The organism is Pseudomonas sp. RC10 (assembly GCF_038397775.1).
Classification (GTDB): domain Bacteria; phylum Pseudomonadota; class Gammaproteobacteria; order Pseudomonadales; family Pseudomonadaceae; genus Aquipseudomonas; species Aquipseudomonas bambusae.
The window spans coordinates 3662338-3675663 of record NZ_CP151650.1 but is presented as its reverse complement, the minus strand read 5'-3'; the positions used below and the strand labels follow the sequence as shown (position 1 = coordinate 3675663).

9 protein-coding genes are annotated in these 13326 nt (G+C 62.3%); 5 read left to right on the top strand and 4 right to left on the bottom strand.

Annotation, left to right across the window (positions count from 1 at the left end):
• Positions 1 to 5 precede the first annotated feature (5 nt).
• Together AAEO81_RS16890 and AAEO81_RS16885 are read right to left on the bottom strand one after the other, a co-directional pair.
• Entirely contained in the window at positions 6 to 1166 is a 1161-nt protein-coding gene (locus AAEO81_RS16890) for an iron-containing alcohol dehydrogenase (protein ID WP_341958001.1), read from the bottom strand.
• A 139-nt stretch (positions 1167 to 1305) separates the two neighbouring features.
• The gene (locus AAEO81_RS16885; protein ID WP_166594550.1) at positions 1306 to 2091 is read right to left on the bottom strand and encodes an IclR family transcriptional regulator; all 786 of its coding nucleotides are present in this window, start codon (positions 2089 to 2091) and stop codon (positions 1306 to 1308) included.
• A gap of 162 nt (positions 2092 to 2253) precedes the next feature.
• On the opposite strand from AAEO81_RS16885, the gene moaB reads away from it, so the two are divergent.
• A complete protein-coding gene (moaB, locus tag AAEO81_RS16880; RefSeq protein WP_341958000.1) occupies positions 2254 to 2817 on the top strand; it encodes a molybdenum cofactor biosynthesis protein B in 564 nt (187 codons plus the stop codon).
• Entirely contained in the window at positions 2814 to 4049 is a 1236-nt protein-coding gene (gene glp / locus AAEO81_RS16875) for a gephyrin-like molybdotransferase Glp (protein WP_341957999.1), read from the top strand. Before moaB ends, glp begins: the two co-directional genes overlap by 4 nt.
• 5 nt (positions 4050 to 4054) lie before the next feature.
• Here glp and narL read toward each other — a convergent pair whose 3' ends face one another.
• The gene (gene narL / locus AAEO81_RS16870) at positions 4055 to 4705 is read right to left on the bottom strand and encodes a two-component system response regulator NarL (RefSeq protein ID WP_341957997.1); all 651 of its coding nucleotides are present in this window, start codon (positions 4703 to 4705) and stop codon (positions 4055 to 4057) included.
• A complete protein-coding gene (locus AAEO81_RS16865) occupies positions 4702 to 6492 on the bottom strand; it encodes a histidine kinase (protein ID WP_341957995.1) in 1791 nt (596 codons plus the stop codon). Before AAEO81_RS16865 ends, narL begins: the two co-directional genes overlap by 4 nt.
• Before the next feature lie 314 nt (positions 6493 to 6806).
• Between AAEO81_RS16865 and AAEO81_RS16860 the strand changes: the two genes are divergently transcribed.
• From AAEO81_RS16860 to AAEO81_RS16850, 3 genes are all read left to right on the top strand, one after another.
• Positions 6807 to 8102 carry a nitrate/nitrite transporter gene (locus AAEO81_RS16860; protein WP_341957994.1) on the top strand — a complete coding sequence of 432 codons (1296 nt, stop codon included), beginning with the start codon at positions 6807 to 6809 and terminating at the stop codon, positions 8100 to 8102.
• Entirely contained in the window at positions 8089 to 9486 is a 1398-nt protein-coding gene (locus tag AAEO81_RS16855) for a NarK family nitrate/nitrite MFS transporter (RefSeq protein ID WP_341957991.1), read from the top strand. The genes AAEO81_RS16860 and AAEO81_RS16855 overlap by 14 nt, the downstream gene beginning before the upstream one ends.
• A 69-nt stretch (positions 9487 to 9555) precedes the next feature.
• Positions 9556 to 13323: a nitrate reductase subunit alpha gene (locus tag AAEO81_RS16850; protein WP_341957989.1), complete on the top strand. Its 3768-nt coding sequence runs from the start codon at positions 9556 to 9558 to the stop codon at positions 13321 to 13323.
• Positions 13324 to 13326: the final 3 nt, after the last annotated feature.

Sequence of the window (13326 nt, the reverse complement as noted above, 5' to 3'; positions counted from 1 at the left end):
GGAGGTCAGTCCCACAGGGCGTGATACAGCTCGACCATTTCCGGGACCGTCGGCACGCGCGGGTTGTTGCCCGGTGAACCCGAGGCCAGCGCCTGCTCGGCCATGGTGTTGACGACTTCATTGAAGCGCGCGCGCTCTACGCCAAAGTCCGCCAGCGTCGGCACCGACAACTCAGCGTTCACCCGCGTGAGAAACGCGATGAGTTTCTGGCCCGCCGTCGCGTCGTCATCGTGGGAGTCGGCGACGCCCAACGCCTTGGCGCACTGCGCATAGCGACCGGGCGCGGCGCTCAGCGACCACGCGGTCAGGGAGGGCAGCAACATCGCGTTGGACAGGCCGTGAGGCACGTGGAAGAAGGCGCCAATCGGGCGACTCATGCCATGCACTACTGCCACCGAGGCGGCAGAAAACGCGATGCCGGCCAAGGTCGCGCCGATCATCATCGCTTCGCGGGCGCTTTCGTTCTTGCCGTCCTGACAGGCCGTCAGCAGATTCGGGCCCAGATAGGCCAGCGCGGCCAGTGCCTGGCTGTCGCTGTAAGGGTTGGCCTTGCGCGAAACATAAGCCTCGATGGCGTGGGTGATCGCATCGATGCCCGTGTCGGCGGTGGTGCGCGCCGGGAGGCTGAGGGTCAGTTTGTAGTCGATCAGGGCGGCGACCGGCATGAAGCCGATGCCCGCACACAGCAGTTTTTCGTCGGTGGTCTCGTCGGTGATGATGGTGAACCGCGTGACTTCCGAACCCGTGCCCGCTGTCGTGGGGATCGCAATCAGGGGGAGTCCGGCTTCATTGACCTGGCGGGGGAAACGGTAGTCGCGAATGACGCCGCCGTAGCGGGCAAGGATCGCCATGGCCTTGGCGCTGTCGATGGGGCTGCCGCCGCCGAGGGCGACGATGGCATCGAAGTCGCCGCTGCGCAGCTTGTCCACGCCGGCTTGAATAGAGGCAGCGGTGGGCTCAGGAACGGTGTCATCGAAGACTTCGCTCTTGATGCCCTTGGCTTCAAGAATCTCGTGGAGGCGTTGCGCCTGGCCCAGTTTGACCATGGTTTTATCGGTCACGATCAGCGGGCGGCTGCAATTCAGGAAACCCAACACATCAGGCAGTCGCGCGCTGGCATCAGCTCCGACCTCCATGATGCGAGGCAGGATGACGGGTACAGACATATCACACCTCAGGAAATAGTTGTTATTGTCTTATTCCGGAACGAAATGTATCGCTATAGCGATTTAATGTCGATAGAGGTGCAAAAAAAAGAGCGCCGTCAGTCGGCGCCCTTGGGGCGGTGCGGTTGAGAAAACGCGGTCAGTCCAGCTCCGTGGGTTCTTCCACCAGAATGCGTAGTTGCTCGGCGGCGCGGCGCATGGCGGGCTCGAACGTCATCAGTTCATCGAGGCTTTTGCGGATTGTCGGGGCATGCGCGAACAGGCAGGCGATCAATCGGCCATCGCTGTCTCTGACGGGGACCGCAATGGCGACCATGCCATCGACGAATTCCTCGTTGTCGATGCCAATGTCCATCTGCCGCACGCGTTTGAGTTCGATTTCAAGCTCGACCGGGTCGGTCAGGGTGTTGCTCGCCATCCGCCGGAGCGCCAGGTTGTCGATGATCTGGGTGCGCCGCGTCTTGTTGAAACTGCTGAGGTAGAGCTTCCCGCTCGCCGTGCACCACATGGGCGTATGAGCCCCTACCGGAAGGTACATCTGCAACGGCCAGCTGCTTTGCACCCGGTCGTAATACACCATGTCGATGCCATCGGGGAGCGCGATGCCGCAGGTCTCGTCGAGGGTGTCACACAGGTGGCGCAGGATCGCCTGGCGTTGCGCCTTGTAGCGACTGGCGTAAATCACCCCCACGGCGATCTTGTGCAACCGGTCATTGGGCACGATGCCGCCGCGCATGTTCGTCTGCAAATACCCTTCGCCCTGCATCTGCTGGAGCAGCCGGTGCACGCTCGGTTTGGGAATGTCCAGCAGGTGGGAGAGGTCGGCGGGCGATAGCGCATGGTCGGCCTGAACCACTGCCTCGATGATGTCGAGCGCACGGGTGATGGAGGAACCGGAATTGCGGGTTTGCGGACTGTCGGACATGGAAACGGCCTTCTTTCAGAATGCGGCGATTCTTGCGTAGGCGCGGCGGGTTGTCCATGTGTCGCTAACCCTGCCGTTTGGCGTACCTCCTCGGAGGAATGGGCGCAGCAAGGGATTAGGTTCAGGCTCCGGCGTATTCCACATCCACGGGAGGGGCCGCACATGGGCCACCTGGCGCAATGCTCGTTTCATTCACTGAACATCGCGGTGTTAACCATCAGCGACACCCGCACGTTTGACACTGACAGCTCGGGGCGGACCCTGTGCGAGCGGGTCCAAACGGCGGGACACAGGCTGATCGACCGTCAATGGGTCAGAGATGATGTCTACCAGATACGCGCCGCGCTTTCCGTCTGGATCGCCGACCCTGCCGTGCAAGTGGTGTTGACCACCGGGGGCACCGGGTTGACCCCGCGCGATAACACGCCCCAAGCGGTCTTGCCCTTGCTGGACCGGGAAGTCACCGGGTTTGGCGAGTTGTTTCGCCACATTTCGCTGGCGGAGATCGGCATGTCCAGCCTCCAGTCCCGGGCCTTGGCAGGTATGAGCAATGGGGTGCTGATTTGCTGCGTGCCGGGCTCGCCAGGGGCCTGTCGGACCGCGTGGGACCAGATCCTGCGCGAACAGCTGGACAGCCGCACCGCGCCTTGCAATTTCGTGCCGCACCTCAAACCGCTGGCATCACCGGCCGGCACGGTGGTCGATCCCTGCGGGGTGCGCCCATGAGTGCTTCCCTGTGCGACAGCGGGTCGTTGATTCCGGTCGACCAGGCCATCCGTCATCTATTGCAACAGGCGCCGCCACCACCTGCGCAGCAGACCATTCCCCTTGCGCAAGCACTGGGTCGGGTGCTGGCTGCGGACGTCCGCGCGCCCCGGGATTTACCCGCATGGGACAACAGCGCCATGGATGGTTTCGCCCTGCGCGCGGCGGACGTTCCGGCGGCTGGGGGCAGTTTGATCCTGGCAGGAAGAATTGCTGCAGGGCAGGGGGCTACGCCACCTTTACTGGCTGGGCAGGCGGTGCGGATTTTTACCGGCGCACCTCTGCCAGCCGGTGCCGATGCCGTGGTGCCCCAAGAGCTGTGCCGGGTAGACGGTGATCGGGTGTGGCTCCCGGCGACTCGTCGGGGCGATCACGTGCGCAAAGCGGGGGAAGAAGTGCGCGAGGGTGATCGATTGCTGGAGCGGGGCACGCGTCTGCGGGCGCAGGAGCTGGGCTTGCTGGCGGCAGCAGGGATGGCATCGGTTGAGGTCTACCGCCCGCTGCGCGTGTGCCTGTTGAGCAGCGGTGACGAATTGCGCGCCCCTGGCGAAACCTTGATGCCGGGGCAGATTTACAACGCCAATCGCCATTGCCTGTCGGCGCTGTTGCAGGGATGGGGCGTGGAGGTCCAGGACTATGGCGTCATGGCCGACGACTTGGCCGCCAGTCGTCACGCCTTGAGTCTGGCCGTCTCGGAATGCGACCTGTTGCTTACGTCTGGCGGCGTCTCGGTCGGCGAGGAGGATCACCTCAAGCACGCGATTGCCAGCGTGGGCCGCGTTGACCTGTGGCGGCTCGCCATCCAGCCCGGCAAACCCTTGGCGTTCGGAGACGTGGCCGGAAAACCGTGGATCGGTGTGCCAGGCAATCCCGCCGCCGCGTTGATCACGGCGCTGGTGGTGGTGCGACCGTTTCTGCTGAGGGCTCAGGGGGCGCGTGACGTGATACCCCGTCCGGTTGCGTTGCCCGCCGGATTCGAGTGGTTGCAACCTAACCGCCGTCGCCAGTACCTGCGGGCGCGGCTGGTGTCACAGGAAGGGGGGCAACCCCGCGTGGAACTGCACCCGCAGCAGGGGTCGGCGATGTTGGCGCCCGCCTGCTGGGCGGACGGGTTAGCGATTGTGGAGCGCGACCGCCAAGTGCATCAGCACGACAACATAGGGTTTCTGTCGTTTGCGGACCTCATGCAGTGACGACATCAGTGTTCATGTTCGCGTAAATGCGCCATGGCCCAGACGGCGGCTTCCACGCGAGAACGCAGGCCCAGCTTGTGCAGGAGATTTTTCACGTGGACCTTGACCGTGCCTTCGGTGATGCCCAGCTTGCGCCCGATCACCTTGTTGCTGTGACCGCCCGCGATGACTTTCAATACTTGGCGCTCCCGTTCGGTCAGCGCCACGTCAGGGTTGCGCTGGGGGGAGCGCAGCGCCTGGGCCATCACCCGCGTCAGGTCGGGGCTGACCACCAGTGCACCGTTCATGGCGTCGCGGATGTAGTGGTTCAATAACTCCGGCTCCATGTCCTTGAGCAGGTAGCCGTCAGCGTCAAGGCGCAAGGCATCACGAATGTCGTCCTCGGCGTCCGAAACCGTGAACAGCAGCACCTTGCCTCCGAACGCGCGATGGCGCAGATGCCGCAAGGTCTCGATGCCGTTCATGCGGGGCATGTTGTTGTCCAGCAGCACCAGGTCCGGCTGCAAAGGGCCGATCATCGCCAGCGCTTCTTCACCATCGCTGGCTTCGCCGACAACCGTGAAGTCGTCTTCGAGTTCCAGCATCTGGCGAATGCCGCGACGCATCATGGGGTGGTCGTCGACCAGCAGGATGCTGCAAGGGGGGCGTGTGTTCATGGAACCGTACCTTGAGTGTGGTGGCGGAGAAACTCCGGTTGAAACTCGATCTGAACCCTCGTCCCGCGGGGCTCGCGGAGCAGGATACGCAGTTGTCCGTGCAAGCTGCGGGCGCGCTCGTCCATGATGTTCAGGCCATGGTGCTCCCGGGGATCGTGGCCTCCGACGAAGCCCTTGCCGTCGTCTTCGATCGTCAACCGCACGGTCTCGCCTGACTGGCGCAACGCCAGCCAGACCGTCTGCGGATGGGCGTGACGCAAGCAGTTCGAGAGCGCCTCTCGGGTGATTTGCAGCAGGTGAATCTGTTCGCAGGCAGACAGCTCGAATGCCAGGTCATCAACGTGCAGGTGCACCGGGAATTCGGCGCGTTCGCCAAACTCCCGGGCGGTCTCTCGCAAGCCGTGCGCCAACCCCGCATCGTGAAGCTGGAGGCGAAAGGTCGTCAGTAATTCGCGCAACTGGCGGTAGGCATTGTTCACCCCGTCGCGCAGTTCGACGGTGACAGCGTCCAGCGTCGCGACGGTCTCGCCTCGACGCATCAGTGTCTGCAAACGGCTGACTTGCAGTTTCATGTACGACAGCGCCTGGGCCAGTGAATCATGCAGCTCACGGGCGATGATCGCGCGCTCCTCCAGCAGCAACAGGCGATGCTCCTGTTCGCGCTGGTGCCTGAGGGACAGGGAGGTGCCGATGAGGTGCGCCAGCGCCTCGATCAGCCGGGTTTCCCACGGGAAAGGTACATGTCCGTCGAGGAAATGTGCCTTGAGTTCGCCCATCACCTGGCCCTGATGACTGACGCTGTAAGGGTGCGGATGACGCTCGCAGGTCGCGCACGCGCTGCTGAGGCAGACGACCGGATGCTCGGTCCCCTGAAGCGCGAGTCGCTGCCCGGCCGGGGCCTGTGACGGGCCTTGCAGGCACAGTGACAGGCGCAGGCCCGGCAGCCGTTGCTGGAATTCGCGAATCAACTCGTCCAGCATCTCGGCGTTCGCCAGCCGGGTCGCCAGGCTGTGGCTGCTTTGGTACAGCAGCTCCAGGGCGGCGTTGGTGTGCTGCAAGTTCAGGGTTTTCTGCCGGACTTCGGTTTCCAGATGCCGGTGGGACTGCTCGATGGTCTCGGCCATGGCATTGAAGCGGGTCGCCAGTTGGCCAAGCTCGTCCTCGGACCGATAGTTGACCCGCGCGTGGAGTTCGCCACCGCCAAAGCGCTGCGTGACCTCCACCAGTTCCTGCAACGGGCCGATCACGCCGTTTTGCAGTTCATAGAGCCCCACCAGAAGAATGAACAGCGTGATGAACAGCGCCGCGCCCTGAATCATCTGTTGCCAGGCCTGTTTCTGCTCGCTATGGCGTTGCAGCTGGCACACGAACTGGTTCAGCTGTTCGACGAACGCCTCGGCGCTGGCGTGGAACACCGTCGCGTCGCTACGGGTTAGAGCCGGAGACAGGAGGTCTCGCCAATACGACTGGAGCCGACGGTAGCTGGCATTCAGTTCCGTTTCCTTGCCGTCTGCCAGCACGGCCTTGAGCGCCTGACTGTTGAGCCGTTGTTCGAGGCTTCGGCGGATGTCTGCGAGGGTGTCAGGTTCGGCCCCCGACGCCAGTTTCCAGCTCAACCGGTAGGTTTCCATGCGCACCGAACCCGCCGTATTGATGGCGGCCGCGTCCCCTTGGCTGAACCAGGCGATCAGGCCGGCGCTCATTGAACTCGCCAGGGCCAACACGGTGATCAAAATCACGGCCAGGCCCGCACGGGCGGGCAGGGAACTGCGCAGCCACCGGGTCATTGCAGCCGACCTTGAACGAGGTCGTATAAAAATTTCATGGGGGTCTACACTGAATGGAAGCAGATGGAACTGCCGCTCCTTGGCGATCTACCTCTAAAGAGTCTCACCCTGTCGGTGACCGCCCAAATCCATCGGGATGACACGGTTAAACACCGATAAACATAGGGTTTAGAGGTTCACGGGCGCTACCTCTTTGGAGGTAGGCGGCCGGATCATAGTCCTGAAGGTGTCTTGGCTTCATTGATCGAAGTCATGTTTTGGTTGGGTTCGTCTCTCTAGTCTGCCGCTCACGGTTTATGACGGGAGACATAGGGATGAACCCACTGCATGTACGACAGGGCGTCGTGCTGGGGATGAGTACGCTGGCATTCACCATCTGTTTCATGATCTGGATGATGTTTGCGGTACTCGGCGTTCCCATCAAGGAACTGCTCGACCTCAACGAAACCCAGTTCGGTCTGCTGGCGGCCACGCCGGTATTGACCGGTTCGCTGGTGCGCTTGCCCCTCGGTCTGTTGGCGGACCGTTTCGGAGGGCGAAGCGTTTTCTTTCTGCTGATGCTGGTCTGCGTCTTGCCGCTGTACCTGATCAGTCACGCCACGGCTTATTGGCAATTTCTGGTGTTGGGCCTGTTCGTCGGCCTGGCCGGTGGTTCGTTCTCGGTTGGCATCGCGTACGTCGCCAAATGGTTCGACAAAGACAATCAGGGCTTCGCCATGGGCGTCTTCGGTGCGGGGAACGCAGGCTCGGCCGTGACCAAGTTTCTCGCCCCGGCGCTCATCGCCGCAGGCAGCTGGCAACTCGTCCCGCAAGTGTTCAGCGCCATGCTGTTCATCACAGCGCTGCTGTTCTGGTGGTTCAGCGCCGATGACAAGACGCATCGCAGCGCGCAAGGGGCCAACCTGCGCGAGCAGCTTCAAGCCTTGAAAGACCCGGCCGTGTGGCGTTACTGCCAGTACTACTCGATCGTCTTCGGCGGCTACGTCGCCCTGGCGTTGTGGATGACCCAGTACTACGTCGGCGAATACGGCTTCAGCCTGCAAAGCGCGGCGTTGCTGGCGGCCTGCTTCTCGCTGCCCGGCGGTGTGCTACGGGCGGTCGGTGGTTGGATGTCGGACCGCTGGGGCGCCCAGAGCGTGACGTGGTGGGTGCTGTGGGTCAGCTGGGTCTGCCTCTTCCTGTTGTCCTACCCGCAAACGCAACTGCAGATCCAGACCCTGAACGGTCCGATGAACCTGCACATCGGCCTCAACCCCGCGCTGTTCACTGCACTGCTGTTCATCATCGGCATCGCGTTCGCCTTCGGCAAAGCCTCGGTCTTCAAATACATCGCCAACGACTACCCCGACAACATGGGCGCAGTGTCCGGCATCGTCGGGCTCGCGGGCGGACTGGGGGGCTTTGTCCTCCCCATCCTGTTCGGTGCCCTGGTGGACCTGACCGGCGTGCGCTCCTCGGCCTTCATGCTCATGTATGGCGTGGTCTGGGTGTCCCTCATCTGGATGTACTTCAGCGAAATCCGCAAACGCCCGCTGCTCGGCAAGCAGCCGCCGGCGACCCCGAATCCGTTTTCCAGCATTGCTCAAGGAGACAACCATGTCGGTTCATAAACAACCAGACGTCGGCCCGGTCATACACGATTGGCGCCCCGAAGACCCTGCGTTCTGGGAGCACAAGGGTAAAAAGATCGCGACGCGCAACCTGTGGATTTCGATTCCCGCGCTGCTGCTGGCCTTCGCAGTGTGGATGGTCTGGAGCACGGTAATCGTGCGCCTCAATGCAATCGGCTTCGCCTTCAGCACGGATCAACTGTTCTGGCTGGCGGCGTTGCCCGGTTTGTCGGGTGCGACGTTGCGGGTCTTCTACTCGTTCATGGTGCCGGTGTTGGGTGGCCGTCGCTGGACAGCGCTCAGCACCGCGTCGTTGCTGCTGCCGACGGTGTGGATGGGCTATGCGGTCCAGGACCCGAATACGCCCTACGAGGTGTTCGTGATCATTGCACTGCTGTGTGGTTTCGGCGGCGGCAATTTCGCCTCCAGCATGTCCAACATCAGCTTTTTCTACCCCAAGGCACAGCAGGGCACCGCGCTGGGGCTGAACGCAGGCCTGGGCAATCTCGGGGTCTCGGTCATGCAGTTCGCCGTGCCCCTGGTGATCACCCTGGGCGTGTTCGGCATCTGGGGCGGTCAGCCGCAAACCCTGACGGATGGCAGCCGTCTGTGGCTGCAAAACGCGGGCTGGGTCTGGGTGCCATTCATTGCCGTGGTCACGCTGCTCGCCTGGTTTGGCATGAACGACCTGTCCAGCGCGAAGGCGTCGTTCAGCGAGCAGGCGGTCATTTTCAAGCGCAAGCACAACTGGCTGATGTGCTGGTTGTACCTGGCGACTTTTGGCTCATTCATTGGTTTTTCCGCAGCATTTCCGATGCTGATCAAGACGGCATTCCCGGACGTCAACGCCCTGGCCTTCGCCTTTCTCGGTCCTCTCGTGGGTGCGCTGGTGCGTCCGCTGGGTGGGTGGCTGGCCGACCAACTGGGCGGCGCGCGGGTCACCTTATGGAACTTCGTGCTGATGATCGTGATGGTGTTCGGTGTACTGCATTTCATTCCCGAACAGGGCGACAGCGGCCATTTTTACGGTTTCCTGGCGATGTTCATGCTGCTGTTTTTCACCACCGGCATCGGCAACGGTTCCACCTTTCGCATGATTCCCGTGATCTTCCGCACCCTGCACGAGCGGGCCAGCGAGGGTCAGGATCTTAAAGCCCGGGAGCAGGCCATCAAGGATGCGGGCAAGGAGTCTGCTGCGGTGCTGGGTTTCAGCTCGGCCATGGGGGCCTTCGGCGCGTTCTTCATTCCCAAGAGTTTTGGCAGCTCGATGGCCATGACCGGCAGCCCGGCGATGGCCTTCTACATGTTCATCGGTTTTTACCTGAGTTGCATCGTCGTGACCTGGTGGTGGTACGCCCGCAAGGGCGCGCAAACCCCGTGCTGACATGACCCTAACCCAACCGTTGTGTGTATGGGGCACAGAACCCCACTGCAAGCCTGAGAGGACAGCATCATGAGCCATCTGCTCGATCAATTGCGGTACTTCAACCGCAAGCAAAACGAGTTTTCCGACGGTCACGGAGAGACGCGCAAAGAGTCCCGCGACTGGGAAAACGTCTATCGGTCCCGCTGGCAGTACGACAAGATCGTGCGCTCGACTCACGGCGTGAATTGCACCGGTTCCTGCTCGTGGAAAATCTACGTGAAGAACGGCCTGATCACCTGGGAAACCCAGCAAACCGACTACCCGCGCACGCGCAACGACCTGCCCAACCACGAACCGCGCGGCTGTCCGCGAGGTGCCAGTTACAGCTGGTACATCTACAGCGCCAACCGGCTGAAGTACCCGAAAATCCGCAAGCCGCTGCTCAAGCTGTGGCGTGAAGCGCGGCAGACCCTCGCACCGGTGGAAGCATGGGCGAGCATCGTCGAGGACAAGAGCAAGGCCGAGTCGTATAAGAGCAAACGCGGCATGGGCGGCTTCATCCGTTCGACGTGGGACGAGGTCAACGAGATCATTGCCGCGGCCAACGTCTACACCGTCAAGCAATTTGGGCCGGACCGGGTGGTGGGGTTTTCCCCGATCCCGGCCATGTCCATGGTCAGCTACGCTGCCGGTGCCCGTTACCTGTCGTTGATCGGCGGGACCTGTCTGAGTTTCTACGATTGGTACTGCGATCTGCCACCGGCTTCGCCCATGGTCTGGGGCGAGCAGACTGACGTGCCGGAGTCCGCCGACTGGTACAACTCCAATTACATCATCGCCTGGGGTTCGAACGTCCCGCAGACCCGCACGCCGGACGCGCACTTCTTCACGGAGGTGCGTTACAAGGGCACCAAGACGGTGGCGATCACCCCGGATTACTCCGAAGTCGCCAAGCTCACTGACCTGTGGCTCAACCCCAAGCAAGGCACCGATGCTGCGCTGGCCCAGGCCTTCAATCATGTGATCTTCAAAGAGTTTCATCTGGACCGGCCCAGTGCGTATTTCACTGAGTACGCCAAACGCTACACGGATTTACCCGTATTGGTGCTGCTCAAGCCGATGCTGGGGGTCGCGCCTGGCAATGGCTATCAGCCCGACCGTTTTCTGCGGGCTTCGGACCTGGCCGGCAACCTGGGTCAGGAGAACAACCCGGAATGGAAAACCATTGCCCTCGATGCGGACGGCGAACTGGTGTCGCCACAGGGTTCGATCGGTTATCGCTGGGGCGAGCAGGGCAAGTGGAACATCTTGTCCCGTGAAGGCGGGGCCGGGCGCGATGTCGATCTGACCCTGAGCCAGATTGGCGGTGACGTGGCCGAGGTCGCTTTCCCTTACTTCGGGGGACAGGCCCACGACCACTTCCAGCACGTGGCCGGTGAGGCAGTGCAATACCGCCGGGTGCCGGTGCGCAACCTGATTCTGGCGGACGGGCGGCAAGTCAAAGTGGCCACGGTGTTCGACCTCTCTGCGGCCAACCTGGCCATCGATCGAGGCCTGGGCGGTGCCAATGTCGCGCGCTCCTATGACGATGCGAACGTGCCGGGCACACCGGCCTGGCAGGAGCGAATCACCGGCGTCAGCCGTGAAAAAGCGATCCAGATCGCCCGGGAGTTCGCCGACAACGCCGACAAGACCCGTGGCCGCTCGATGATCATCGTCGGCGCGGCAATGAACCACTGGTACCACATGGACATGAACTACCGCGGGCTGATCAACATGCTCATGCTTTGCGGTTGCGTGGGTCAGACCGGGGGCGGCTGGGCGCATTACGTCGGCCAGGAAAAGCTGCGTCCTCAGTGCGGCTGGCTGCCGCTGGCGTTCGGTCTGGACTGGAGCCGTCCACCCCGCCAGATGAATGGCACCAGCTTCTTCTACGGCCACAGCTCGCAGTGGCGGCACGAGAAGATGAGCATGCACGACGTACTCTCGCCCCTCGCCGACAAACGCGAATTCCCCGAGCACGCGCTGGATTACAACATCCGCGCCGAACGTGCGGGCTGGCTGCCGAGCGCGCCGCAATTCAACACCAATCCGCTGAACATCTGCCGGGACGCCGCTGCTGCCGGGATGCCGCCCAAGGACTACATGGTCAAGGCGTGGCAGGACGGCTCGATCCGTTTCGCCTGCGAACAGCCAGACAATCCGGTCAACTTCCCGCGCAATATGTTCATCTGGCGCTCGAACCTGCTCGGGTCGTCCGGCAAGGGGCATGAGTACATGCTCAAGTACCTGCTGGGCACCCGAAACGGCGTGTTGAACGAGGACATCGGCCAGGTCGGTGCGTGCAAGCCGACAGAGGCCGAGTGGGTGGATGAGGGCGCCATCGGCAAGCTCGACTTGGTTACCACCCTGGATTTCCGCATGTCCTCGACCTGCGTGTATTCCGACATCGTGCTGCCGACGGCGACCTGGTACGAGAAGGACGACATGAACACCTCGGACATGCACCCCTTCATTCATCCGCTGTCCGCTGCCATCGACCCGGCTTGGGAGTCTCGTTCGGACTGGGAGATCTACAAGGGCATCGCCAAGGCTTTTTCGTCCATGGCCGAAGGGCATCTGGGCGTCGAACAGGATCTGGTCAGCGTGCCCTTGCTGCACGACAGTGTCGGTGAACTGGCGCAGCCGTTCGGTGGCACGGACTGGAAAACCGCAGGCGTCCCACCGGTGCCCGGCAAGAACGCCCCGAACCTGCAAGTGGTGGAGCGCAACTACCCCAACATCTACAAGCAGTTCACCTCACTGGGGCCGCTGCTGGAGAAGCTCGGCAACGGCGGCAAGGGCATCAACTGGAACACAGAAGAGGAGGTGAAATTCCTCGGCGAGTTGAACTACCGCAGCACCGACGAGGGCATCAGTCACGATCGTCCGAAGATCGAAACCGCCATCGACGCCGCAGAAGTGATCTTGTCCCTGGCGCCGGAAACCAACGGCCATGTGGCGGTCAAGGCATGGGCGGCACTGTCGAAGTTTACCGGCATCGACCATAGCCACCTTGCCTTGCCCAAGGCCCACGAAGCGATCCGGTTCCGGGACATTCAGGCGCAGCCGCGCAAGATCATTTCAAGCCCTACCTGGTCGGGTCTGGAAGACGAGCATGTCAGCTACAACGCGGGCTACACCAACGTTCACGAGAACATTCCGTGGCGGACGATCACCGGGCGCCAGCAGTTCTATCAGGATCACCCGTGGATGCAGGCGTTCGGTGAGCAATTGATGAGCTACCGGCCGCCAGTCGACACCCGGACCATCGCAGGCGTGAAGGGCAAACACAGCAACGGGCAGACCGAAATCGTCCTGAACTGGATCACCCCGCACCAGAAATGGGGCATCCACAGCACGTACAGCGACAACCTGTTGATGCTCACCCTGAGTCGCGGCGGCCCGATCATCTGGCTGTCCGAGGTCGACGCGAAACGCGCGAGCATCGAAGACAACGACTGGGTCGAGTGCTTCAACGCCAACGGTGCGCTGACCGCCCGTGCCGTGGTCAGCCAGCGGGTCAAGGAGGGCATGGTGATGATGTACCACGCCCAGGAACGCATCGTGAATGTGCCCGGCTCCGAGACTACCAAGACCCGGGGCGGCCACCACAACTCGGTCACCCGCGTGGTGCTCAAACCGACCCACATGATCGGCGGCTATGCGCAGCAGGCCTACGGTTTCAACTATTACGGCACGGTTGGTTGCAACCGCGACGAATTCGTCGTGGTGCGCAAGATGGCCAAGGTCGATTGGCTCGAAGGATCGGACGGCGATGACCTGCCGCGTCCTCTGCCAACCGAGATCGAGTAAGGA

Excerpts from the sequence above, each read along its gene's own strand:
- moaB (WP_341958000.1), top strand. The coding sequence starts at position 2,254 with ATGGGCCACCTGGCGCAATGCTCGTTTCATTCACTGAACATCGCGGTG.
- AAEO81_RS16860 (WP_341957994.1), top strand. The coding sequence starts at position 6,807 with ATGAACCCACTGCATGTACGACAGGGCGTCGTGCTGGGGATGAGTACG.
- AAEO81_RS16885 (WP_166594550.1), bottom strand. The coding sequence starts at position 2,091 with ATGTCCGACAGTCCGCAAACCCGCAATTCCGGTTCCTCCATCACCCGT.
- AAEO81_RS16890 (WP_341958001.1), bottom strand. The coding sequence starts at position 1,166 with ATGTCTGTACCCGTCATCCTGCCTCGCATCATGGAGGTCGGAGCTGAT.
- narL (WP_341957997.1), bottom strand. The coding sequence starts at position 4,705 with ATGAACACACGCCCCCCTTGCAGCATCCTGCTGGTCGACGACCACCCC.
- AAEO81_RS16865 (WP_341957995.1), bottom strand. The coding sequence starts at position 6,492 with ATGACCCGGTGGCTGCGCAGTTCCCTGCCCGCCCGTGCGGGCCTGGCC.
- glp (WP_341957999.1), top strand. The coding sequence starts at position 2,814 with ATGAGTGCTTCCCTGTGCGACAGCGGGTCGTTGATTCCGGTCGACCAG.
- AAEO81_RS16850 (WP_341957989.1), top strand. The coding sequence starts at position 9,556 with ATGAGCCATCTGCTCGATCAATTGCGGTACTTCAACCGCAAGCAAAAC.
- AAEO81_RS16855 (WP_341957991.1), top strand. The coding sequence starts at position 8,089 with ATGTCGGTTCATAAACAACCAGACGTCGGCCCGGTCATACACGATTGG.